Source organism: Thauera sp. SWB20 (assembly GCF_000831325.1).
GTDB classification, from domain to species: Bacteria; Pseudomonadota; Gammaproteobacteria; order Burkholderiales; family Rhodocyclaceae; genus Thauera; species Thauera aminoaromatica.
This window is the reverse complement of record NZ_JTDM01000018.1, coordinates 163,313-186,514: the sequence shown is the minus strand read 5'-3', so window position 1 is coordinate 186,514 and position 23,202 is coordinate 163,313. Positions and strand designations below refer to the sequence as shown.

Sequence of the window (23,202 nt, the reverse complement as noted above, 5' to 3'; positions counted from 1 at the left end):
TCCTGATGGCCATCGTCCAGATCGAACACGTGAGCAAGAGTTTTCGTCTCGGCGAGCAGATGGTGCTGGCGCTGGACGACGTCTCGCTCGAGATCGAGCCAGGGGTGTTCCTGGCGATCGCAGGGCCTTCGGGCAGTGGCAAGTCGACCTTGCTGAACATCATCGGCTGCATCGACACGCCGAGTTCGGGGCGGGTGGTCGTGGACGGTCACGACGTGTCGAACCGTACGCCCGACGAACTGGCCGACCTGCGTGCCCGTACCATCGGCTTCATCTTCCAGACCTTTAATCTGCTCCCTGTCCTGTCGGCCGCGGAGAACGTCGAGTATCCCCTGCTGCAGATGCCCGAGCTCACGAAGAAGGAGCGCGCGGAACGGGTGCGCCATTATCTCGGGGTAGTCGGCCTGAAGAAATACGCCGAGCATCGGCCGAACCAGCTCTCCGGCGGCCAGCGCCAGCGCGTGGCGATCGCGCGCGCGCTGGCCACGCACTCCAAGATCGTCCTTGCCGACGAGCCTACCGCCAACCTCGACAGCAAGACCGGCACCAGCATCCTCAAGCTGATGCGCGACATCAACCGCCAGTCGGGGACGACTTTCGTCTTTTCCACCCACGACCGCAAGGTCATGAACATGGCCGACCGGCTGGTGCGCATCGCCGACGGCCAGATCATCGCGCTCGGCATGAAGGCCGACGACCGCTGGGTGTTCGTCGATGGGCGGACGCCGCGCGACGAGGATATCCGCGAAATCTAGGAACGAGTGCAATGCCACTGTCGAAGAAGCTGCCTTGTCTGACCGTTCTTGCCCTTGTCCTGGGCGCCCTCTCCGTGCCGGCGACTGCGGCGGGGCCGCAGCTCGCGCCAAAACCGGTGTCGGTGGAGGTGGAAGAAGGGGAGCCCGCTGCCGAAGAACCCGTGACGGACGCGGACGCGGGTGAGGCCGACGCCGAACTCGACGCGCTGCTCGACGTCGGAGCGCCGGCGTCCGGTGCAGAGGGCGCGGACGGCCTCAAGTGGAACGGTTACACCGAACTCGGGGCGGCATACACATACCGGGATCCGGAGCGCTGGTCGCGCCTGCGCGCGCGTGGGGAACTCGGTGTCGCCGGGCAGCTGGCGCCGCGGGCGCGATGGAAGCTGAGCGCGCGCGCCGAGGCCGACGGTGCTTTCGACCTCGAGGACGAACATTATCCGGCCGCCGTGCGGCGCGACCGCCGCACGGATTTCGTGTTGCGCGAGGCTTACGTCGATCTGGGCCATGGCGACTGGGAATTCCGTGCCGGGCGGCAGCAGATCGTATGGGGCGAGATGGTCGGCTTCTTTTTCGCCGACGTCGTGTCCGCACGCGACATGCGGGATTTCCTGCAGCCGGAACTCGAGGGCATGCGGATCGGGCAGTGGGCGCTGCGCGCCGAGCATTTCGGTGCCGAAACGCACCTAGAGTTCCTGTGGGTGCCGAAGCCCTCGTTCGACGAGATCGGCGAGCCCGGCGACGATTTCTTCGTCTTCCCGTGGTTGCCTGCAGGTACGGTGCTGGACGAGGATCGTCCGGGGAAGGATCTGGATGGCTCGAACTGGGGTGCGCGCGTCTCGCGACTCGTCGATGGGTGGGATCTCAGCGCCTTCTATTACCGCAGCTACGATGTCTCGCCGACGCTATACGCCCTGAACCAGGGTGTGGCCCGCCTGCGACACGACCGGATCGGGCAGCTTGGCGGCACTTTCAGCAAGGATCTCGGCAGCTTCGTGCTGAAGGGCGAGGCGGTCCATACGCACGGTCGCAGCCTGAATACGTTCTCGAGCGGTCCGGGCCTCTCCATCGGGCTGCTGCCGACCGACATGGTCGACTATGCGCTCGGGGTCGATGTGCCCGCGGGCGACTGGCGCTTCAACGTGCAGTACTACGGGCGCTGGCTGGAGGAGCATGTTCCGGCCTTGATGGCCGATCGGCACGAGCAGGGCGTCACCTTGCAGGTCGTTCATGGCGCGGGCACGAACCTGGAGGCGGAAGTCCTCGCGCTGTCCAGCATTAACCGGTCGGATCACCTGATTCGACCGAAGCTGACCTGGAAATTCGCCCCGGCATGGAGGCTCGTCGGTGGCGTCGACGTCTTCGGCGGGAATGGAAGGGGGTTTTTCAGCCGTTACGATCGGAACGATCGTGTCTATCTCGAACTGCGCCACATGTTCTGAGTGCCCCGGGCGGGCTCAGGCCGCCTTTCCGGTCATCGCCTGGATCAACTGCCTGGACTGGACGGGATCCGGCAGCAGGCGATGAACCCGATCGCCGTTCATGTGCATCAGGCGTTCGTGGCGGGCGACGCGCTCCTCGAACTCGGACAGGGGCAGATGGAGGAGCACGGCCGGAGCGTTGACCCTGGGGCAGATCTTCTCCACGCCCACGCGACGAAAGCCGAATACGCGCTGATGGAATCCCGCATGGCGCGGATTGACCTCGGCGAAAATGTCGGTGACGCGCCGCGTCGCCTGGGTGATCACGAACACGGCCTGCATCACGCCAGCCAGCGCTTCGTGCGATCCGCGCTCGGGATCGATCGCCAACTGTGTAATTTCGCACACTCGACCCCCGGTCGCGCGCACGTGGTCGATCTCTTTGCTGTACAAAGTGTCCGCGAGCAATCCACCACCGTGATCGACGCGGATCGTCGCCGTCGCGACCGCTTCCCCGTCGAGGAGAGCGACCACGGTGATGTCGCGCGGGTCGATGTTGGCGTGCATCCCGTAGGGAAAAAGGCCGCGCGCCGAGTACATGCGCTCGATCAGCTTGGCGGTCTGGCGCTTGAGCGCTTCACTGCCGTTGGCGATGCAGACCTGGAAGCCGCTGCGTTCGAACGAAAGGCCGCGCAGTGCGGCGGTGTTCTCGTCGAACCACTGATGCGGCGACGTCTCCGGCGATTGGAATCCGGCGCCAGACAACGCTAGGTAGGCGAGGTCGCGTACGGGCGGGGGGCAGTTTGTGCCCCGCGAAGAGTGGATCTGGCGCATTGGAGTGGCCCAATTCGTTTACGTTCTGGGTGGTCTGGAGTGCGCGCGCGGCGAGCGCGGACGACTCCCATCGGATCAATGATAATCCGGAACGGGCGAGCCGTGAATCTAGCCGACTTCATGTCTCCTGAAATGTAGGCGCTTGTGTGCAATCCTGCCTGGCGTCGCGGCGGGCGGTGCCCGTACGATGGCCCTCGCATTCGCGTCGTCGTATATCATTCGCCGTCCGGGACTTACGAAGGGGCTTGTCATGTTCAGAAGCGTCAAAAGCGCATCATCCGCGGTGTTGCATTTCCTCGTTCTCGCTGTGGCGGCGGGACTGCTCGGTGGTTGTGCCTCTTCCTTCCCGCCTGCCCCCGCGTCCGCGGCCGATGCGGACTACAACTACGTGATCGGGCCCGGGGATAGCGTCAATATCGTGGTCTGGCGCAATCCCGAGCTGTCCACCTCCGTCCCGGTCCGGCCGGACGGGAAGATCACGGCACCGCTGGTCGAAGACCTGCCCGCGATGGGCAAGGATTCGAGCACGCTGGCCCGCGACATCGAGAAGCAGCTTGCGAAGTTCATCCGCGACCCGGTCGTGACGGTGATCGTCGGTGGATTCGTCGGTCCTTACAGCGAACAGATCCGCGTGATCGGCGAGGCGGCCAATCCGCAGACGCTGGCGTACAAGCAGAAGATGACCCTGCTCGACGTGATGATCGCAGTCGGCGGGCTCACGGACTTCGCCGACGGTAACGGCGCGAGCATCCTGCGCACCGCCGAGGGCAACAAGCAATACAGCGTGCGCATCCGTGACCTCGTCAAGCGCGGCGACGTCTCGGCGAACGTCGAGATGCGCCCTGGCGACGTGTTGATCATCCCGCAGAGCTGGTTCTGACCTCCATCCATACACGCCCGCAAGCCGATCGCAGAAGGTCGGTGGCGGGCGCTCAGCACGACCGTGACCCATGGAAGAACTCGTAACACAGATCATCGGCTACCTGCGCGGCATGTGGCGGTTCCGCTGGTGGGGGCTTGCGCTCGCGTGGGTCGCAGGTATCGCCGGTAGCCTGGCGATCTACTTCATGCCGGACCACTACGAGTCGTCCGCGCGCATCCACGTGGATACCCAGTCGGTGTTGCGCCCGCTGATGTCCGGGCTCGCCGTCCAGCCCAACATCAGCCAGCAGATCGACTTGCTCAGCCGCACGCTGATCAGCCGGCCCAACGTCGAGAAGCTGATCACCATGGCCGACCTCGACCTCACGGTGCAGAACGCACAGCAGCGCGAGGCCCTGATCACCTCGGTGACCAGCCGGCTGCGCATCCAGTCCGGCCGCGGCGACAACCTGTTCACGCTCTCGTACGAAGACGTCGAGCCGCATCGTGCGCAGCGCGTCGTGCAGTCGCTGCTGTCCCTGTTCGTCGAATCCGGTCTCGGCGGCAAGCGTCAGGATACCGATGCGGCACGGCGCTTCATCGAGGACCAGATCCGCAGCTACGAGCAGAAGCTGACCGACGCCGAGAACCGGCTCAAGGACTTCCGCCTGCGCAACATGGCGCTGCTGGGTACCGGCGCGCGCGATTACGTCACCCAGATCGCCGAGACCAACGAGCAATTGCGCGAAGCACGCCTGGAACTGCGCGAGGCCGAGAACTCGCGCGACGCGCTCCGCCAGCAACTCTCCGCAGCGCCGTCCGATGCGGGCATCGCGCCGCCGCCGATGGTGGCGACGCCCGAGATCGACACCCGCATCGACCTGCTCAAGAGAAACCTCGACGAGATGTTGCAGCGCTACACCGAGATGCACCCGGACGTGGTCGGTGCACGCCGCGTCATCGAGGATCTAGAGAAGCAGAAGAAGGCGCAGCTGGCCGAGCTGAGCGCGAGCATGGCGGGCAGTACCTTCGGTGCTCCCGGCGCCATGAGTGCGGGGGTCGAGCAGACCCGGCTCGCGGTGGCGCAGGCCGAGGCCCGGGTCGCGTCGCTGCGTGCGCGGGTGGCCGAGTTCGAGAGCCGCCTGGCGAGCCTCTCGGAGGACGCCAAGCGGATCCCCGAGCTCGAGACCGAGATGGCGCAGCTCAACCGCGATTACAGCGTCCACAAGAGCAACTACGACCAGCTGGTATCGCGTCGGGAGTCGGCGAACATCGCCGCCGAGATGAGCACCCAGTCGGGCATCGCCGACTTCCGCATCATCGATCCGCCCACCCTGCCCACCAAGCCCTCGGCTCCCAACCGGCTGCTGCTGCTGCCGCTCGCCGCGCTGGTGGGTCTGGGGGCGGGGTTCGCGCTCACCTTCCTGATCAGCCAGCTGCGACCGGCGTTCAGCGATGCACGCCAGCTGCGCGAGATCACCGGCCTGCCGGTGCTCGGCACCGTCTCCATGCTGACCACTTCGGAGCGTCGTCGTCGTCGCCGCAACGGGCTGTTCGCCTTCGGCAGCGGTCTGGTGGCGTACGCCGGGGTGTTCGCCGCGGTTACGGTCGCGATCGTGTTCCTGCAGAGTTGAACGGGGTGCCCGGATGAGCATTATCGAAAAAGCAGTCAAGCGCCTCGACCAACTCAAGAGTGCGGCGGGCGAGGGCGCCGTCGAATCCGCTCCGGTGCCGGAGGCGCTCGTCCTGCCCGAGGACAAGCCGCTTGCGCCCAAGGTGGAGTCGAATGCGCCGGTGGTCGCGACCCCCGCGCCGGTGCGCGCCCAGCCCAAGAGCGTCCATATCGATCTCGCGCGCCTGGCCGCTCGCGGCTTGGTCACGCCCGACCAGCCGCGCTCGGCCATTGCCGAGGAGTTCCGCCTGATCAAGCGTCCCTTGCTGGCCAATGCCGTCCTCGAGGGGCCGGCGGCGGTCGATAACGGCAACCTGATCATGATTTCCAGCGCGCTTCCTGGCGAGGGCAAGACCTTCAACGCGATCAATCTCGCGATCAGCATGGCGATGGAGCTCGACTACACGGTGCTGCTGGTGGACGCCGACGTGTCGCGTCCCTCGGTGCTGCGCGAGTTCGATCTGCCGCCGCAGCCGGGACTGATGGACGTGCTCGCCGGCGAGGTCGAGGACCTCTCCGAGGTCCTGCTCAAGACCAACATCGACAAGCTTTCCATCCTGCCGGCGGGCATGCCGCACCAGCGCGCGACCGAACTGCTCGCCTCGGACGGCATGACGCAGTTGCTCGAGCAGATGGCGCATCGTTACGCGGACCGGATCATCGTGTTCGACTCGCCGCCGCTGCTGGTCACGACCGAATCGCGCGTGCTTGCCACCCACATGGGACAGGTGGTCCTCGTGGTGGAGGCCGAGCGCACCACCCACGCCCACGTTCGCCAGGCGCTCGCAGCGATCGAGCCCTGCCCGATCCGCATGATGGTGCTCAACAAGTCGCGTGATCGCTCGGTGGGGGGCTACTACGGCTATGGATACGGATACGGATATGGGAAAGCGCCCGAAGCCAGTTCCGAGGCGGCCTGAGCCCCGGCGTACCGGCCTCGTCGCCGGTGCGTGCGTGCTCGCGCTTCTGTGCCCGGCCACCGGAGCGGTCGCGCAGTCGACCCGGGTCACGCCCACGTTCGACACCGAACTCACCTGGACCGACAACGCCGGCCTTGATCGCGAGGGCGGTCGGGACTGGCTGCTCGAGGTCTCGCCCGGCGTGTCGGTGAGCCGCAGCGCAGGGCGTCTCAACGGCAGCCTGAGCGCGCGCCTGCGCAACCTCGTCCATTCCTCTGCGAGCGAGGACGACTCCACTTACCTCTCCTTCGACGGCAGGGGCGCCTACGAGGCGCTGGAGGATCTGCTGTTCCTCGATTTCAGCGGGGGAATCACCCGCAACAACTATTCCGCCTTCAGCGGGCGGGCGCCCGGCGACCCGTTCGGTTTCGACAAGGACAACGAAGTCCGCTATTGGTCGATCACCCCGCGGCTCGAGTCCGACCTGCGCTTCGGCGAGGCTGCACGCGGTTCGGTGAGCTATTCGTCCGGCGGCGTGCGATCCAACAGCAGCGGTCTCGGCGACCAGAGCGCGGACACCGTGGAGGCCAGCCTCGCCGATCCGGGCGGCTTGCGGTTTTTCGGCTGGGGCCTGGCCTATGCCCGCACCGAAAGTGATGGCGGCACCGCCGCCACCGGCCAGCGTGGCGAGGAGTCGGTGCGTGGCACGCTGTACGCCAACGTCTCCCCGCAGCTGCGCCTGCGCGGCATCGTCGGGCACGAGTCCAACGACTACGCGGACGGCAGGAAGGACAGCAGCGGGATCGTTGGCGCCGGGGTGGACTGGTACCCGACCGACCGCACCTCGCTCGCCGCGACGGTCGAGGATCGGGTGTTCGGGCGCGGCTACGATCTCGCCCTCAACCACCGCATGCGCCGCGCGGTCTTCTTCCTCGGTGCGACGCGCGACGTCTCCTCGCTCGCACAGACGCTGGGCACGGTGGTGCTCGCGGATCGGGACTGCTTCATGCGCGTACGCGACATCGCCGATCCGATCGAGCGCGAGCAGGCCCTCAACGAATGTCTCACCTTCGGCGTGCTGCGCTCCAATGCCGCCTACGTCGAGCGCGCGTTCCGTGGCGGCGTCTCGCTGCTCGGGGTGCGCAACACCTTGAGCTTGTCCGCCAGTCGCAGCGATCGCAGCCGCATCGGTTCGACCACCGGCCTGCTTCCGGACGACGACCTGCGCGACACCGAGCGGGTGCGCATCACCACCACCACGCTCGCCTGGAGCCACACGCTCAGCGGCACGAGTTCGCTGTATGCCACGCTCGCGCGCTCGGATTCCGAGAGTGCGGCCGACGCCGACCTCGCACTGCGTCGCCTGACCGGCACGGTGGGCGTCGATCGTACGCTCGGCCCCAGGACGCGCGCGGGGCTGCGCTACCGATATGAAAAGACCGAGGGCGAGAGCGACTACACGACGAATTCCGTCACCGCCATCCTCGGCATGCGGTTCTGAACGGACACCCGATGTACGAAACCTTCTTCAAACTCAGCGGCAAGCCTTTCCAGCTCAACCCCGACCCGGCCTTCTTCTACGGCAGTCGGGGTCACCGGCGCGCGATGGCCTATCTCGAATACGGCCTGCACCAGAGCGAGGGCTTCATCGTCATCACCGGCGAGGTGGGTGCGGGCAAGACCACCATCGTGCGCAGCCTGCTCGAGCAGCTCGATCCGGCCAAGGTCGTCGCCGCCACCATCGTCAGCACCCAGATCGACGCCTCCGACATGCTGCGCATGGTCGCCGGCGCCTTCGGCGTACCCAGCCGCAACCTCGACAAGGCCGGCCTGCTGCTCGCGATCGAGACCTACCTCGTGTCGCTCGCCGCCGCCGACAAGCGCGCGCTGCTGATCATCGACGAGGCGCAGAACCTCTCCGCAGCCGCGGTCGAGGAACTGCGCATGCTGTCGAACTTCCAGCTCGAGGATCATGCGCTGCTGCAGAGTTTCCTCGTCGGCCAGCCCGAGTTCCGCGAGATGATGCAGCGCGCCGAGATGCAGCAACTGCGCCAGCGCGTGATCGCCTCCTATCACCTCGGCCCGCTCGACCTGCAGGAGACGCGCGGCTACATCGAGCACCGCCTGCGCCACGTCGGCTGGAACGAGGACCCGCGCTTCGAGCCCGGGTCCTTCAACGCGATCTACGGCCACACCGGCGGCATCCCCCGCACCATCAACACCTTGTGCGACCGTCTGCTCCTCGCCGCCTATCTCGGCGAGAGCCATGTGGTCACCGAGGCGCAGGTGCGCGAGGTGATCGCCGAGCTCAAGGAAGAGTTCGCGCCGCCGCGTACGCGCCCGGTGGCCGGCATGGGACGCGCGGTGCTGAGGGACGCCGAGCCCGCTGCGGCGATGCCGCCGGTCGAGGCGCTGGCAGTCGAGCGCCTGCGCGTCTCGCCCGAGCTTGCCGACCAGGTCGCCGGCATGGCCGGCAGCTACGACCTGCAGCGCATCGAGGCACGTCTGGCCGGCCTGGAGCAGTCGGTGTCGGCCACGCTCGCAGTGCTCAACCAGTTGCTGCAGGCGGTGCGCCGCGATGCCGCGACCGAGGAGGAAGGTCGATGAGCGCGCATCGCCTCTCGGCCGCGCCGGTGATCTGCATCGTCGGCGCACGTCCCAACTACATGAAGGTGGCGCCGATCATCCGCGCCTTCGCCGCCCACCAGCCGCCGATCCCCACGCTGCTGGTGCACACCGGGCAGCATTACGATCCCGCGATGAAGGACCGCCTGTTCGCCGATCTCGACCTGCCCGAGCCCGACGTCAACCTCGCGGTCGGCTCCGGCTCGCACGCGGTGCAGACCGCCGAGGTGATGAAGCGCTTCGAGCCGGTCATCGACGAGCATGGCGCGCGCGCGGTGCTGGTGGTGGGCGACGTCAACTCGACGCTCGCCTGCGCGCTGGTGGCGAGCAAGCGCCACATCCCGGTGGTCCATGTGGAGTCCGGTCTGCGCAGCAACGACCGCCGCATGCCCGAAGAGATCAACCGCATCCTCACCGACCAGATCTCCGACGTGCTCTACACCACCGAGCGATCCGCCCACGACAACCTCGTCCGCGAAGGCATCCCCGCCGAGCGTGCGGTTTTCGTCGGCAACGTCATGATCGACAGCCTGCGCGCGAGCCTGCCGCGCGCGGTGCCGGCCGACGTGCTGCTCGCCGCGGCCGGCCTGGACGCGAGCCGGATCGCCGGCGGCTACGGCGTCGTCACCCTGCACCGTCCGTCCAACGTCGACAGCGCCGACACCCTCGGCCCGATCATCGACGCCCTGCGCACGGTGAGCGAGGCGTTGCCGCTGGTTGTCGCGCTGCATCCGCGCACACGCAACAACCTCGAGCGCTTCGGCATGCTCGATCGCCTCGCCGGCTCCGGCTTCCTGATCCTGCCGCCGCAGGGCTACCTCGAGATGCTCGGCCTGATGTCGGGTGCGCGCATGGTGCTGACCGACTCCGGCGGCATCCAGGAAGAGACCACCGCGCTCGGCGTGCCCTGCGTGACCATCCGCGAGAATACCGAGCGCCCGATCACGGTGGAGCAGGGCACCAACACCCTGGTCGGCATCCGCCCCGAGGCGATCGTCGCCGCGGCGCGCGAGATCCTCGCCACCGGTGGCAAGGCCGGGCGGGTGCCCGAATACTGGGATGGACGCTGCGCCGAGCGCATCGCTGCCCATCTGCACGACTGGCTCGTCGAGCACGAGACGGTCCACGCCGCGCCGGGGGGTTGAGGTGGCCGCACGCATCACCAACGCCTTCACCTGCGACGTCGAGGACTACTTCCAGGTCTCCGCGCTCGCGCCGCATTTTCCGCGCGAGCAGTGGGACAGCGTGCCCTGCCGCGTCGAGCGCAACGTCGATCGCATCCTCGCGCTGCTCGACGGCCACGGCGCGCGCGGCACCTTCTTCACCCTGGGCTGGCTCGCCGAGCGCTATCCCGGCCTGGTGCGCCGCATCGCCGCCGCGGGCCACGAGGTGGCGAGCCACGGCTACGCGCACCAGCGCGCGAGCGACCTCACGCCCCAAGCCTTCACGGCCGACATCCGCCTGGCCAAGGTGATCCTCGAGGACATCACCGGTAGTGCGGTGACCGGCTACCGCGCGCCCAGCTTCTCGATCGGCGAGGCCAACCTGTGGGCGCACGACTGCATCGCCGAGGCGGGCTACCGCTACAGCTCGAGCGTGTATCCGGTCCGCCACGACCACTACGGCATCCCCGACGCGCCGCGCTTCCCGTGGCGCCTGCCCAACGGCCTGGTCGAGGTGCCGATCACCACCGTGCACATGCTTGGACGCAACTGGCCCGCGGGTGGCGGCGGTTTCTTCCGCCTGTTGCCCTATGCGCTGTCGCGCTGGCAGATCGCGCGCGTCAATGCCGCCGACCGCCGCCCGGCGATCTTCTACTTCCACCCCTGGGAAATCGATCCCGAGCAGCCGCGTGTGACCGCTGCCACGGCAAAGACCCGCTTCAGGCACTACATTAACCTGCAGCACACGGAAGCCCGGCTCGACCGGCTTCTCTCCGATTTCTCCTGGGGGCGCGCCGACGAAGTCTTCCGCGACGCCGCCTGAACCCGACTGGATCCGGATGCGCGCCATGGACCGATTGCCGATCGTCGTGAACCTGCTCAAGGCCGAGGACGCCCTGCGCTGGGACGAATTCGTGCGCCGCTGCCCGCAGGCCACCTTCTTCCACCTGTCCGCCTGGCGCGAGCTCATGGAAGAGGTGTTCGATCACCGCACCTTCTATCTGTATGCCGAGCGCGCCGGCGACATCGTCGGCGTGCTGCCGCTCGCCGAGGTGCGCAGCCGCCTGTTCGGTCATGCGCTGGTGTCGCTACCCTTCTGCGTCTACGGCGGCATCGCGGCGGCCGAGGATGCAGGCCCGGAGACGCTGTACGCGCTCGAATCCAAGGCCGAGACGCTGGCGCAGGCGCTCGGCGTGCAGCACCTCGAATTCCGCAACCTGAAGCCGCGCCACGAGGACTGGCCGCGCCAGGAACTCTACGTCACCTTCCGCAAGGAGATCCTGCCCGAGGTCGAGGCCAACCTGCTCGCCATCCCGCGCAAGCAGCGCGCCATGGTGCGCAAGGGCATCAAGAACGGCCTGGTCGGCGAGGTGGACGCGGGTGTCGAGCGCTTCTTCGCGCTCTACGCCGACAACGTGCTTCGTCACGGCACGCCGGCGCTGCCGAGGAAGTTCTTCGAGCAGCTCAAGAAGCGCTTCGGTGAGGCCTGCGAAGTGCTCACGGTGACCTCGCCCGAGGGCAAGCCGCTGTCGAGCGTGCTCAGCTTCTACTTCCGCGACGAGGTGCTGCCCTACTACGCGGGCGACGACCTTGCAGCGCGCGAGCTCGCCGCCAACGACTTCAAGTACTGGGAGCTGATGCGGCGCGCCTGCGAGCGCGGCTGCACGGTCTTCGACTACGGTCGCAGCAAGGTCGGCACCGGCCCCTATGCGTTCAAGAAGAACTGGGGCTTCGAGCCGCAGCCGCTGTCGTACGAGTTCTGCCTGTACAAGCGCGACAGCATCCCGCAGAACAACCCGATGAACCCCAAGTACCGGGCCTTCATCGCCCTCTGGAAGCGCCTGCCGATCGGCGTGGCGAACCGGCTCGGGCCGCACATCGTGCGCAACCTGGGGTAGGGCGGTGCAGGACAGCCGGCCGCCGCTCCTCTACCTCACGCACCGCATCCCCTACCCGCCCAACAAGGGCGACAAGCTGCGGTCGTTCAACATCCTGCGCCAGCTCGCCCGCACGCACCGGGTGTGGCTGGGCAGCTTCGTCGACCATGCGGACGACCGCCGCCACATCCCGGCGCTGCGCCAGTGGTGCGAGCAGACCTGCGTGATCCCGATCGAGCCGGGCATCCGCCGCCTCGCGAGCCTGCGCGGCCTGCTGCGCGGAGAGGCGCTGAGCCTGCCCTATTACCGCAGCCCGCGCCTGGCGCGCTGGGTGGATCAGGTGGTGGCGGAGAACGGCATCCGTTCGGCGGTGGCCTTCTCGGGGCCGATGGCGCAGTACCTCGACGTGCCCGGGCTGAGCCGCCGCGTGGTCGACTTCTGCGACGTCGATTCGGCCAAGTGGACGCAGTACGCCGCCGACCGGCGCTGGCCGATGTCCTGGCTGTACCGGCGCGAGGGCGAGCGCCTGCTCGACTTCGAGCGCCGCGCCGCAGCCGGCGTGGAGGCGAGCCTCTTCGTCACCGAGGCCGAGGCCGAGGTCTTCCGGCGCGCGGCGCCCGAAGTCGGCGACCGCGTCGGCGTCATGCAGAACGGGGTCGACGCCGAGTACTTCGCGCCTGCCAACGCGGGGGCTTCGCCCTATCCGGCGGGCGCTCCGGTGATCGCCTTCAGCGGTGCGATGGACTACTGGCCCAACGTCGACGCGGTGTGCTGGTTCGCCACCGAGCTCCTGCCGGCGATCCGTCGCGCCATGCCCGGCGTGCGCTTCTGGATCGTGGGCATGAACCCGGCGCCGGCCGTGCAGGCGCTCGCCGGCGAGGATGTCGTGGTCACCGGTACCGTGCCCGACGTGCGCCCCTACATCGCCCACGCCGACCTCGTGGTGGCGCCCCTGCGCATTGCGCGCGGCATCCAGAACAAGGTGCTGGAAGCGATGGCCATGGCGCGCCCGGTGGTGCTCTCGGCCGCGCCTGCCGTGGGTCTGGCGGCGCGCGACGGGGTGGAGTGCAGCATCGCCGAAGATGGCGACGAGCTGTGCCGGCGCGTGGTCGAGCTGCTTGGGGATCCGTCGCGCCGCGCCGCGATCGGCGCGGCGGCGCGGGACTGCGTGCTGCGCGCCTACAGCTGGTCGGCGCACCTGCGCACCCTGGACTGGCTGCTCGATGCGCAGGGCACGGATGCAGGCCTCGCGCAGGCGGTGCAGGCCCGCGAGGGCGCCGCGCCGAACGCGGCGGCGCTCGTGCGGACACCATGAAGGACGTCGCCCGGCCGCTGGTGCTGCACCTCGTGTACCGCTTCGACGTCGGCGGCCTGGAGAACGGGGTGGTGAACCTGATCAACCACCTCCCTGCCGAGCGCTTCCGTCATGCGGTGGTGGCGCTCACCGAATGCACCGAAGGCTTCTCGCGCCGCATCGAGCGCGCGGACGTGCGCTTCGTGTCGCTGCACAAGCCGCCCGGCCACGGCCTCAAGCTCTATCCGCGCCTGTACCGGCTGTTCCGCGCGCTGCGTCCGGCGATCGTGCATACGCGCAACCTCGCCGCGCTCGAGGCCGTCGTGCCGGCGCGGCTCGCCGGCGTGCCGGCGACGGTGCATGGCGAGCACGGCTGGGACGTCTCCGACCCCGGCGGCACGCGGCGCAAGTTCCAGTGGCTGCGGCGTGCCTACAGCCCCTTCGTGAACCGCTACGTGGCGCTCTCGGGCCACATCGAGTCCTATCTCGTCGAGCGCGTGGGCATTTCCCCCGCGCGGGTCGCGCGCATCTGCAACGGCGTGGACGCGCGGCGCTTCCACCCCCGCCTGTCGGCGCAGGCGCGCAGCCTCGCCGGTCTGCCGGAAGGCTTCGCCACCCCCGGCACGGTCATCGTCGGCACGGTCGGGCGGCAGCAGGCGGTCAAGGATCCGCTCGCCCTGGTGCGCGCCTTCGCGCTCGCGCGCACACACGGCGGGGTCGGGGGCAGGCTGCGCCTGCTGCTCGCGGGCGACGGGCCGCTGCGCGCCACGCTCGAGGCCGAGATCCGCAGCAGCGGGCTGGAAGACGCCGTCTGGCTGGCCGGCGAGCGTGCCGACGTGCCCGCGGTGATGCGCGCGCTCGACGTGTTCGCGCTGCCGTCGCGCGCCGAGGGCATCTCCAACACCGTCCTCGAGGCGATGGCGAGCGGGCTGCCGGTCGTCGCCACCGCGGTCGGCGGCAATGCGGAACTGGTCGTGCCCGGCGAGACCGGCGCGCTCGTGGCGGCCGAAGACCCGCGCGGCATGGCGGAGGCGTTGCTGTGCTACGCTGCGGATGCTGCATTGCGGCAAAAACATGGCCTGGCTGCGCGCCGGCGCGTCGAGGCGGAGTTCAGCATCGAGCGCATGGTGGCCCGCTACGCCGAGCTCTACGAATCCCTTCTGCGCCCGCAGGGCGCAGCCTGACGAGGACACGCGATCATGTGCGGCATTGCCGGCCTCTTCGACACCCGTGGCAGACGCGACTTCGAGCGCGCCCTGATGCAGCGCATGAACGACGTCCAGCACCATCGCGGCCCGGACGAGGGCGGCTACCACTTCGAGCCGGGCGTCGCGCTCGCCCACCGCCGCCTGTCCATCATCGACCTTGCCACCGGCCAGCAACCGCTGTTCAACGAGGACGGCTCGGTGGCGGTGGTGTTCAACGGCGAGATCTACAACTTCCAGGAGCTCGTGCCCGAGCTCGAGGCGCTCGGTCACGTCTTCCACACCCGCAGCGACACGGAGGTCATCGTGCACGCCTGGGAGGCCTGGGGCGAGGACTGCGTGCAGCGCTTCCGCGGCATGTTCGCATTCGCGCTGCACGACCGCAACCGCGACACCTTCTTCATGGCGCGCGACCGCCTCGCGGTCAAGCCGATGTTCTACGCGCTGCTGCCCGACGGCACGCTCGCCTTCGGTTCCGAACTCAAGGTGCTGATGCAGCACCCGGCGCTCGACCGCCGCATCGACCCGCTCGCGGTCGAGGAGTACTTCGCCCTCGGTTACGTCGCCGAGCCGCGCACCATCTTCCTCGGCGCCAGGAAGCTCGGCCCCGGCGAATCGCTGTGCATCCGCCGCGGCCAGCCGATCCCCGCGCCGAAGCAGTACTGGGACGTGCGCTTCACCCTCGACAACGACATCGGCCTCGCCGACGCCACCGCCGAGCTGACCGAGCGCCTGCGCGAATCGGTGCGGCTGCGCATGATCGCCGAGGTGCCGCTGGGTGCATTCCTCTCCGGAGGGGTCGATTCGAGCGCGGTGGTGGCGACCATGGCGGGGCTCTCGGACGATCCGGTCAACACCTGCTCGATCGCCTTCGACGATCCCAAGTACAACGAGTCGGCTTTCGCGCAGAAGGTCGCCGACCGCTACCGCACCCGTCACTTCGTCGAGACCGTCAAGTCCGACGACTTCGACCTCATCGACACCCTGGCCGCGCTCTACGACGAGCCCTACGCCGACAGCTCGGCCATCCCCACCTACCGCGTGTGCCAGCTCGCGCGCAAGCAGGTCACCGTGGCGCTGTCGGGCGACGGCGGCGACGAGAGCTTCGGCGGCTACCGCCGCTACCGCATGCACCTGATGGAAGAGAAGATGCGCGCCGCGCTGCCGATGGGCGTGCGCCGACCGCTCTTCGGACTGCTCGGCCGCGTCTATCCCAAGGCCGACTGGGCGCCGCGCGTGTTCCGCGCCAAGACCACCTTCCAGGCGATGGCGCGCGACGCCACCGAGGCCTACTTCCACAGCGTCTCCATCCTGCGCGGCGACATGCGGCGCAAGCTGTTCAGCGCCGAATTCCGCAACAGGCTCGGCGGTTACGACGCGCTCGAGGTCTTCCGCCGCCATGCCGCAGCCGCCGGCACCGACGATGCGCTCGCGCTGATCCAGTACCTCGACCTCAAGACCTACCTGGTCGGCGACATCAACACCAAGGTCGACCGCGCGAGCATGGCGCACTCGCTCGAGGTGCGCGAGCCGCTGATGGACCACAAGCTGGTCGAGTGGCTGGCGACGCTGCCCTCCGGCCTCAAGATCCAGGGCAACGAGGGCAAGTACCTGTTCAAGAAGGCGATGGAGCCGCTGCTGCCCGACGACGTGCTCTACCGCCCGAAGATGGGCTTCGCGGTGCCGCTCGAGCGCTGGTTCCGCGGCCCGCTAAAGCAGCGCGTGCGTGACGCAGTGCTGGGCGAGACCCTGGCCGCTACGGGTATCTTCGAGCGCAGCTACCTCGAGCATCTGGTCGACGCCCACCAGTCCGGCGCGCGCGACTACAGCGCCCCGCTGTGGACGCTGCTGATGTTCGAGGCTTTCGTCCGCAACACCGCAGCCGGCGCCACCCTGCCGGTCGCGCTGGCCGAGGCGGTCTGATCGCGACGTTCCGAATACTCCATGCGCATCCTGCACATCCTCGATCACTCGATCCCGCTGCACAGCGGCTACACCTTCCGCACCGCGGCGATCCTGCGCGAGCAGCGCGCGCTCGGCTGGGAGACCTTCCACCTGACCTCGCCCAAGCAGGGCGAGACGAAGGCCATGGTGGAGGAGATCGAGGGCTTGCGTTTCCACCGTACCGGCGTGCCGACGCCGGCGAGCAGCGGCATCGCCGAGCTGCGCCAGATCCGTGCGGTGCAGGCGCGCATCGAGCAGCTCGCGGCCGAACTGCGCCCCGACATCCTCCACGCCCACTCGCCGGTGCTCAACGCCATTCCGGCCATCCGCGCCGGGCGCAAGCTCGGCATCCCGGTCGTCTACGAGATCCGCGCCTTCTGGGAAGACGCCGCGGTCGACCACGGCACTACCACCGAGGGCAGCCTGCGCTACCGCGCCACCAAGGCGCTCGAGACCTGGGCGATCAAGCGCGCCGACCACGTCTTCACCATCTGCGAAGGCCTGCGCGCCGACATCGTCGGCCGCGGCATCCCGGCGGCCAAGGTCACGGTCATCCCCAACGCGGTCGACATCGAGTCCTTCCAGCTCTCGGGCGACGCCGACCCTGCCTTGCGGGAGCAGCTCGGCCTCGCCGGCACCACCGTGGTGGGCTTCGTCGGCTCCTTCTACGCCTACGAGGGCCTCGATCTGCTGCTCGAGGCCTTCCCCGCGCTGCTGCAGAAGCGCCCCGAGCTGCGCCTGCTGCTCGTCGGCGGCGGGCCGCAGGACGAAAACCTCAAGGCTCAGGCCCTGCGCCTCGGCGTGGCCGACAAGGTCGTCTTCACCGGTCGCGTGCCGCACAAGGACGTCAGCCGCTACTACGACCAGATCGACCTGCTCGCCTATCCGCGCCACTCCATGCGACTCACCGAGCTCGTCACCCCGCTCAAGCCGCTCGAGGCCATGGCGCAGGGTCGGCTCTTCGTCGCCTCCGACGTCGGCGGCCACAAGGAGCTGATCCGCGACGGCGAGACCGGCAGGCTGTTCAAGGCCGGCAGCGCCGAGGCGCTCGCCGCCGCCATCGACGACCTGCTCGCGCACCGCGAGCGCTGGCCGGCGATGCGCGCGGCGGGGCGGCAGTTCGTCGAGGACGTGCGCAACTGGACGAACAGCGTGGCGAACTACACGCCGGTGTATCGCAGACTGGTCGCGAAGCCTCGCGCCGCGGCATGAATTTCTCCGCGCTGCGCGTCCTGCTCGTCGGGCCGCTGCCGCCGCCTGCCGGCGGCATGGCCAACCAGACCCGCCAGCTCGCCGAGCTGCTGCGCGGCGAGGGCGCGTCGGTCGAGGTCGTGCAGGTCAATGCGCCGTATTGTCCGGCTTGGGTCGAAAGGCTGAAGGGCGTGCGCGCGCTGTTCCGGCTCCTGCCCTACCTGCTGCGGCTGTGGCAGGCCGCAGGGCGGGCGAACCTCATGCACGTGATGGCCAACTCCGGCTGGTCCTGGCATCTCTTCGCCGCGCCGGCGGTGTGGATCGGCTGGCTGCGTGGCGTGCCGGTGGTGGTCAATTACCGCGGAGGCGAGGCGGCCGGCTTCCTTGCCCGCTCGGCGGCGGTCGTGCGTGCCACCCTGCGCCGCGCGTCCAGCCTGGTGCTGCCGTCCGGCTTCCTGCTCGAAGTCTTCGCGCGCCACGGCATGGCCGGGCGCATCGTCTCCAACATCGTCGACCTCGAGCGTTTCCATCCCGCGACGGCGCCGCGCGCGGCCGGCGAGGGCCCGCATCTGGTCGTCGCCCGCAACCTCGAAGCCCTCTACGGCAACGACACCGCGCTGCGCGCCTTCGCGCGGCTGTGCGCGGCCTGGCCGGCGGCGCGCCTCTCGATCGCCGGCAGCGGGCCGGAGGCCGCGGCGCTGGCCGCGCTCGCGCAGGAACTCGGCATCGCCGAGCGGGTCCGCTTCACCGGTCGCCTGGACCGCGAGCAGATGGCTGCGCTCTACCGTGACGCAGATCTCATGCTCAACCCGAGTCGGGTGGATAACATGCCCAATGCCATCCTCGAGGCGCTGGCGAGCGGCCTGCCGGTGGTCACCACCGACGTCGGCGGCATTCCCTTCATCGTCACGCAAGGCCACACGGCCATGCTGGTTCCACCCGACGATCCGCAGGCGATGGCCGACGCCGCGCACAAGGTGCTTGCCGACACCGGCCTGCGCGCCGCGCTGGTCGCCGCCGGGTGCGCCGAGGTGCAGCGCTACCGCTGGAGCTCGGTGCGCGCACAACTGCTGTCCGCCTACGCGGATGCGATTGCCGCGAAGAGGGCCACATGAACATGAAAGGAACCGCGATGCTTCAATCCGTGCGGCCGGGCGCGATGCCGACCCACCTGCAGGCGACCGACGCCCGCCCTGCGACGCTCGGTGATCCGCGCACGCGCAGGCTTCACCTGGCGGTGCTTGCGCTGGGACTGCTGTGGCTGCTGTTCTGGTATCGCGACACCTTCCTGGCCATGGTGGGCATCTGGGACCGCTCGGACACCTTCGCCCACGGCTTCGTGATCGCGCCGATCTCGGCCTGGCTGGTATGGCGGCGCCGGCACTTCATCGACCATGTACCGATCGCGCCCTCGCTGCTCGGCATCTGCGCCGGACTCGTCGCCGGCGCGGCCTGGTTGCTCGGCGAGCTCGCCAGCGTCGATGCGGTGTCGCAGTTCGCCTTCGTGGGCATGCTGGTGGGCTTCGTCTGGGCGGTGATGGGCAGCGCGGTGGTGCGCACCTACGCCTTCCCGATCGGCTTCCTGTTCTTCATGGTGCCGTTCGGCGAGTTCCTCTTCCCCACCATGATGCAGTGGACCGCCGACTTCATCATCTGGGCGGTGCGCGCCTCCGGAGTGCCGGTGTACGCCGAAGGCTTCCTGCTGGTGATCCCCTCCGGGCGCTGGCAGGTGGTGGAGGGGTGCAGCGGCGTGCGCTACCTGATGGCCTCGATCGTCGTCGGCAGCCTGTACGCTTACCTGAACTACCGCAGCACGCAGAAGCGCCTGCTTTTCGTCGCCGCCTCGATCGTGCTGCCGGTATTCGCCAACTGGCTGCGCGCCTACGGCATCGTGATGCTCGGCCACCTCACCGACAACCGCCTCGCTGCCGGGGCTGACCACCTGATCTACGGCTGGGTCTTCTTCGGCATCATCATCCTCGCGCTGTTCTGGATCGGTTCGCGCTGGCAGGAGGACGAGGAAGAGGCCCCGGCCATGCCCGTCGGCTCTGCGCGATCGTCGGGCGCACGCACCGGTGGCCTGGGCTGGCTGGCCGTGGCGGTGGTCGCGGTGGGGCTGTGGGTGCCGGTCCTCGGCCACCTCGAGCGCCAGGGCGAGCAGGGGCCGGTGCGCTTCGCCGCGCTGGAGGGGCAGGGCGCGTGGCAGCGGACGGAAGCGGGCGAATTGCCGCCGTGGTCGCCGAGCTATTCCGGCATGCGCGACACCTTCCGTTCGACCTGGCGCGCGGGGAGCGTTCCGGTGGGGGTGTACATCGGCTATTACCGCGACCAGGGACCGGGCAGGGAGTTGATCAATTCCGAGAACCGCGTGCTGATCAGCAAGGACCCGGTGTGGCGCATGACCGCCGCGGGTCCGGTCCGGGTGCAACTCGGCGACCAGGCGCAGGCGTGGCGCACGCTGGAGATGGCGAGCGAGCATGCACGCATGGTCGTCTGGTACGCGTACTGGATCGGCGGCCGGTGGACCACCAGCGATCATCTCGCCAAGGTCTATCTGGCGCTGAGCCGCCTGCGCGGCGAAGGGGACGATTCGGCGGTGGTCATGCTGCATGCGCCGCAGGGTCAGGGCGGACACGCCGGCACGATCGCCGCGCTCGAAGACTTCGCACGCGAGATGGGCGGGCCCCTGCAGGCCATGCTGGATCGCACCGCGAACCCTTGAGGCGGAGGAAAACGAAATGTCCGGCCTCTACACCCGCCTGGTCTCGGGCCTGCTTTTCCCGCTCCACGAGCGCCTCAAGCAACACGACAGCGTCGCCCTGCGGCGCGGCCTGGAGGACAGCCAGTGGTGGCCGCGCGAGCGCATCGAGGCCGTGCAGCTCGACCGCCTGCGCGCGCTGTTGACGCATGCGCGCGAGCACGTGCCCTATTACCGCGAGAGCTTCGCGCGCATCGGCTTCGATCCCGCGACGATCGGCAGCCTGGCCGAGCTGCAGCGCCTGCCCTTCCTGGGCAAGGCGGAGATCCGCGCCAATACCGAGGGCCTGAAGGCCGACGACGCCGTCGGCCTGGCGCGTTTCAATACGGGCGGCTCGAGCGGCGAGCCGCTCATCTTCTTCATCGGCAACCAGCGTGTCAGTCACGACGTCGCCGCCAAGTGGCGCGCCACGCGCTGGTGGGGCGTCGACATCGGCGATCCCGAGATTGTCGTGTGGGGCTCGCCGATCGAGCTCGGCGCGCAGGACCGGGTGCGCGCACTGCGGGATCGGCTGTTCCGTACCGAGCTGCTGCCCGCCTTCGAGATGTCCGCCACGAAGCTGGACGGCTTCGTCGCCCGCATCCGCGCGCGCCGCCCGAGGATGCTCTTCGGCTACCCTTCGGCGCTGTCCCATATCGGCCTGCACGCCGAAAGGCGCGGGATTCGCATGGACGACCTCGGCATCGAGGTGGCGTTCTGCACCTCCGAGCGCCTCTACGACCACCAGCGCGAGGCCATCGAGCGTGTCTTCGGCTGCCCGGTCGCCAACGGCTACGGCTCCCGCGACGCCGGCTTCATCGCCCACCAGTGCCCGCAAGGCGGCATGCACCTCACTGCCGAGGACCTCATTGTCGAGATCGTCGATGGCGAGGGCAGGGTGCTGCCGCCCGGGCAGGCGGGCGAGATCGTCGTTACCCATCTCGCCACCGGCGACTTCCCCTTCATCCGCTACCGCACCGGGGACGTGGCGGTGATGGACACCGCGACCTGCGCCTGCGGGCGCGGCCTGCCGATGCTGAGGGAGATCCAGGGACGCGCGACCGACTTCGTCGTCGCCCGCGACGGCACCGTGATGCACGGGCTGGCGCTGATCTACGTGCTGCGCGACCTGCCCCAGGTGGCGGGCTTCCGCATCGTGCAGGAGTCGCTGGAGCACACTCGGGTGCAGGTGGTGCCGGGCGTGGGGTTCGACGCCGACACTGTCGGTCGGATCGAGCACGGTCTGGCGGCCCGGCTCGGCGAGGGGGTGCGGATCGACGTGGAGCAGGTTGCCGAGATTGCGCCGGAGAAGTCCGGAAAGTATCGCTACGTCGTCAGCAAGGTCGACGCCTCGGAGGTGTCATGCGCGACCTGATCGTCACCCTCGCGGTGTTCGGCACGCTGCCCTTCATCCTCAGATACCCGTGGATCGGCATTCTCGCGTGGTCGTGGCTGAGCTACATGAATCCGCACCGGATGGCCTGGGGCTTCTCGACCTCGATGCCCTTCGCATTCATGGTCGCGCTCGCCACTTTCGTCGGTATCCTGTTCTCGCGCGAGAAGAAGGAGATCGTGTGGTCGCGCGAGACCTGGCTGATGCTGGTGTTCACCGGATGGATGTTCCTGACCACGGCTTTCTCGTGGTATCCGGGCCTGGCCTGGCCGCAGTGGGACAAGGTGTGGCGGATCATGTTGATGACCTACGTCACCCTGATGCTGATCCGCGACTGCGACCGCGTTCACTGGCTGGTGGTCGTGATCGCCTTCTCGCTGGCCTTCTACGGGGTGAAGGGCGGCATCTTCGTCCTGACCGGGGGCAGCGGAAACAACGTGCGCGGCCCCGGCGGCTCCTTCATCGAGGACCGCAACTCAATCGGCCTCGCCCTGCTGATGACGGTCCCGCTGCTCTGGTACATCCGCCTGCAGCTCAAGGTGGCCTGGCAGCGCCTGGGGCTGCTCGCCATGTCCGTCCTCACCCTGATCGCCGTGATCGGCACGCATTCGCGCGGTGCGCTGGTCGGGCTCGGCGCCATGGGGGTATTCTTCCTGCTCAAGGCGCGCAACCGGCTCGGGGTCCTGATCGGGATCATCCCGGTGGTGCTGGTCGTTTTCTACGTGATGCCGCCGGAGTGGTTCGAGCGCATGCACACGATCCAGACCTATGATGAGGACGGCTCGGCACAAGGGCGCATCTACGCCTGGGGGAATGCCGTCTACATCGCCAACTCCAGCCTGCTCGGCGGGGGTTTCCGCGCGGTCACGGGCTTCGGAGGCACCGATTCGCACAGCAACTGGTTCGGTACGCTCGGCGAGCAGGGCTGGCCCGGTCTCGTCATGTTCGTGCTGCTGCACATCTTCACCTGGCGGTCGGCGACACAGATCATCCGCATGGTGAAGCCGCACAAGGAACTGACCTGGGCGCGGGACCTCGCCGCGATGATCCAGGTCAGCCTGATCGGCTACATGTCGGCCGGCTCCTTCCTGGGCCTGCAGTATTTCGACCTGTTTTACCACCTGATCGTGATCATCGTGGTGGTGCACGAACTGGTTCGGCGGGCGGTCGGGGAAATTGCCGAACCGCGGGTGCAAGCTCGGGGAAGCAGCGCCTCCGGGCTCGAGCGGCCATTGTCGAGTGCCGGCCCGACGCCGCCCGACAAGAGCCATCTCCCGCAACCCCGCGTTGCCGGTGGCCGATTCGCGAGCTCCAGGTCGCACCGATGAGATCGA

At 68.5% G+C, this 23,202-nt stretch carries 19 protein-coding genes; 18 read left to right on the top strand and 1 reads right to left on the bottom strand.

Annotated elements, in window-relative coordinates:
* The first annotated feature begins 5 nt into the window (after positions 1-5).
* Complete coding sequence (locus tag PO78_RS11200; RefSeq protein WP_004299645.1) at positions 6-755, top strand: ABC transporter ATP-binding protein; 750 nt, start codon at positions 6-8, stop codon at positions 753-755.
* Between the two features lie 11 nt (positions 756-766).
* Entirely contained in the window at positions 767-2,194 is a 1,428-nt protein-coding gene (locus tag PO78_RS11195; protein WP_012585901.1) for a DUF1302 family protein, read from the top strand.
* A gap of 15 nt (positions 2,195-2,209) precedes the next feature.
* Here the strand turns inward: PO78_RS11195 and PO78_RS11190 are convergent, their stop codons facing one another.
* On the bottom strand, positions 2,210-3,007 hold the full coding sequence (locus PO78_RS11190; protein ID WP_004299642.1) for an N-acyl amino acid synthase FeeM domain-containing protein: 798 nt from the start codon (positions 3,005-3,007) through the stop codon (positions 2,210-2,212).
* Between the two features lie 250 nt (positions 3,008-3,257).
* On the opposite strand from PO78_RS11190, the gene PO78_RS11185 reads away from it, so the two are divergent.
* From PO78_RS11185 to PO78_RS11110, 16 genes are all read left to right on the top strand, one after another.
* Positions 3,258-3,887 (top strand): XrtA/PEP-CTERM system exopolysaccharide export protein, encoded by a 630-nt coding sequence (locus tag PO78_RS11185; RefSeq protein WP_012585900.1) that lies wholly within the window; start codon positions 3,258-3,260, stop codon positions 3,885-3,887.
* Between the two features lie 70 nt (positions 3,888-3,957).
* Complete coding sequence (locus PO78_RS11180; RefSeq protein WP_043743815.1) at positions 3,958-5,502, top strand: XrtA system polysaccharide chain length determinant; 1,545 nt, start codon at positions 3,958-3,960, stop codon at positions 5,500-5,502.
* Between the two features lie 13 nt (positions 5,503-5,515).
* The gene (locus PO78_RS11175; protein WP_004299637.1) at positions 5,516-6,460 is read left to right on the top strand and encodes an XrtA-associated tyrosine autokinase; all 945 of its coding nucleotides are present in this window, start codon (positions 5,516-5,518) and stop codon (positions 6,458-6,460) included.
* A gap of 34 nt (positions 6,461-6,494) precedes the next feature.
* Positions 6,495-7,940: a TIGR03016 family PEP-CTERM system-associated outer membrane protein gene (locus PO78_RS11170; RefSeq protein WP_231570692.1), complete on the top strand. Its 1,446-nt coding sequence runs from the start codon at positions 6,495-6,497 to the stop codon at positions 7,938-7,940.
* 11 nt (positions 7,941-7,951) lie between these two features.
* A complete protein-coding gene (locus PO78_RS11165) occupies positions 7,952-9,046 on the top strand; it encodes an XrtA/PEP-CTERM system-associated ATPase (protein WP_004299632.1) in 1,095 nt (364 codons plus the stop codon).
* Positions 9,043-10,209 carry a non-hydrolyzing UDP-N-acetylglucosamine 2-epimerase gene (gene wecB / locus PO78_RS11160; protein WP_004299630.1) on the top strand — a complete coding sequence of 389 codons (1,167 nt, stop codon included), beginning with the start codon at positions 9,043-9,045 and terminating at the stop codon, positions 10,207-10,209. The genes PO78_RS11165 and wecB overlap by 4 nt, the downstream gene beginning before the upstream one ends.
* 1 nt (position 10,210) lies before the next feature.
* On the top strand, positions 10,211-11,050 hold the full coding sequence (locus PO78_RS11155) for an XrtA system polysaccharide deacetylase (protein WP_004299628.1): 840 nt from the start codon (positions 10,211-10,213) through the stop codon (positions 11,048-11,050).
* Between the two features lie 25 nt (positions 11,051-11,075).
* Positions 11,076-12,125: a FemAB family XrtA/PEP-CTERM system-associated protein gene (locus PO78_RS11150; RefSeq protein ID WP_004299625.1), complete on the top strand. Its 1,050-nt coding sequence runs from the start codon at positions 11,076-11,078 to the stop codon at positions 12,123-12,125.
* A 4-nt stretch (positions 12,126-12,129) separates the two neighbouring features.
* Positions 12,130-13,419, top strand: coding sequence for a TIGR03087 family PEP-CTERM/XrtA system glycosyltransferase (locus tag PO78_RS11145; RefSeq protein ID WP_004299623.1), 1,290 nt, complete (start codon positions 12,130-12,132; stop codon positions 13,417-13,419).
* Complete coding sequence (locus PO78_RS11140; RefSeq protein WP_043743810.1) at positions 13,416-14,582, top strand: TIGR03088 family PEP-CTERM/XrtA system glycosyltransferase; 1,167 nt, start codon at positions 13,416-13,418, stop codon at positions 14,580-14,582. Before PO78_RS11145 ends, PO78_RS11140 begins: the two co-directional genes overlap by 4 nt.
* 15 nt (positions 14,583-14,597) lie before the next feature.
* The gene (locus PO78_RS11135; protein WP_043743807.1) at positions 14,598-16,526 is read left to right on the top strand and encodes an XrtA/PEP-CTERM system amidotransferase; all 1,929 of its coding nucleotides are present in this window, start codon (positions 14,598-14,600) and stop codon (positions 16,524-16,526) included.
* Between the two features lie 21 nt (positions 16,527-16,547).
* A complete protein-coding gene (locus tag PO78_RS11130; protein WP_043743804.1) occupies positions 16,548-17,759 on the top strand; it encodes a TIGR04063 family PEP-CTERM/XrtA system glycosyltransferase in 1,212 nt (403 codons plus the stop codon).
* A complete protein-coding gene (locus tag PO78_RS11125) occupies positions 17,756-18,853 on the top strand; it encodes a glycosyltransferase family 4 protein (RefSeq protein WP_043743800.1) in 1,098 nt (365 codons plus the stop codon). Before PO78_RS11130 ends, PO78_RS11125 begins: the two co-directional genes overlap by 4 nt.
* The gene (gene xrtA / locus PO78_RS11120; RefSeq protein ID WP_043743796.1) at positions 18,850-20,460 is read left to right on the top strand and encodes an exosortase A; all 1,611 of its coding nucleotides are present in this window, start codon (positions 18,850-18,852) and stop codon (positions 20,458-20,460) included. The genes PO78_RS11125 and xrtA overlap by 4 nt, the downstream gene beginning before the upstream one ends.
* A 16-nt stretch (positions 20,461-20,476) precedes the next feature.
* Positions 20,477-21,850 carry a phenylacetate--CoA ligase family protein gene (locus PO78_RS11115; protein WP_043743793.1) on the top strand — a complete coding sequence of 458 codons (1,374 nt, stop codon included), beginning with the start codon at positions 20,477-20,479 and terminating at the stop codon, positions 21,848-21,850.
* On the top strand, positions 21,838-23,196 hold the full coding sequence (locus PO78_RS11110) for a putative O-glycosylation ligase, exosortase A system-associated (protein ID WP_043743790.1): 1,359 nt from the start codon (positions 21,838-21,840) through the stop codon (positions 23,194-23,196). The genes PO78_RS11115 and PO78_RS11110 overlap by 13 nt, the downstream gene beginning before the upstream one ends.
* Positions 23,197-23,202 lie beyond the last annotated feature (6 nt).

Excerpts from the sequence above, each read along its gene's own strand:
- PO78_RS11200 (WP_004299645.1), top strand. The coding sequence starts at position 6 with ATGGCCATCGTCCAGATCGAACACGTGAGCAAGAGTTTTCGTCTCGGC.
- PO78_RS11195 (WP_012585901.1), top strand. The coding sequence starts at position 767 with ATGCCACTGTCGAAGAAGCTGCCTTGTCTGACCGTTCTTGCCCTTGTC.
- PO78_RS11190 (WP_004299642.1), bottom strand. The coding sequence starts at position 3,007 with ATGCGCCAGATCCACTCTTCGCGGGGCACAAACTGCCCCCCGCCCGTA.
- PO78_RS11185 (WP_012585900.1), top strand. The coding sequence starts at position 3,258 with ATGTTCAGAAGCGTCAAAAGCGCATCATCCGCGGTGTTGCATTTCCTC.
- PO78_RS11180 (WP_043743815.1), top strand. The coding sequence starts at position 3,958 with ATGGAAGAACTCGTAACACAGATCATCGGCTACCTGCGCGGCATGTGG.
- PO78_RS11175 (WP_004299637.1), top strand. The coding sequence starts at position 5,516 with ATGAGCATTATCGAAAAAGCAGTCAAGCGCCTCGACCAACTCAAGAGT.
- PO78_RS11165 (WP_004299632.1), top strand. The coding sequence starts at position 7,952 with ATGTACGAAACCTTCTTCAAACTCAGCGGCAAGCCTTTCCAGCTCAAC.
- wecB (WP_004299630.1), top strand. The coding sequence starts at position 9,043 with ATGAGCGCGCATCGCCTCTCGGCCGCGCCGGTGATCTGCATCGTCGGC.
- PO78_RS11150 (WP_004299625.1), top strand. The coding sequence starts at position 11,076 with ATGGACCGATTGCCGATCGTCGTGAACCTGCTCAAGGCCGAGGACGCC.
- PO78_RS11140 (WP_043743810.1), top strand. The coding sequence starts at position 13,416 with ATGAAGGACGTCGCCCGGCCGCTGGTGCTGCACCTCGTGTACCGCTTC.
- PO78_RS11135 (WP_043743807.1), top strand. The coding sequence starts at position 14,598 with ATGTGCGGCATTGCCGGCCTCTTCGACACCCGTGGCAGACGCGACTTC.
- PO78_RS11130 (WP_043743804.1), top strand. The coding sequence starts at position 16,548 with ATGCGCATCCTGCACATCCTCGATCACTCGATCCCGCTGCACAGCGGC.
- PO78_RS11125 (WP_043743800.1), top strand. The coding sequence starts at position 17,756 with ATGAATTTCTCCGCGCTGCGCGTCCTGCTCGTCGGGCCGCTGCCGCCG.
- xrtA (WP_043743796.1), top strand. The coding sequence starts at position 18,850 with ATGAACATGAAAGGAACCGCGATGCTTCAATCCGTGCGGCCGGGCGCG.
- PO78_RS11115 (WP_043743793.1), top strand. The coding sequence starts at position 20,477 with ATGTCCGGCCTCTACACCCGCCTGGTCTCGGGCCTGCTTTTCCCGCTC.
- PO78_RS11110 (WP_043743790.1), top strand. The coding sequence starts at position 21,838 with ATGCGCGACCTGATCGTCACCCTCGCGGTGTTCGGCACGCTGCCCTTC.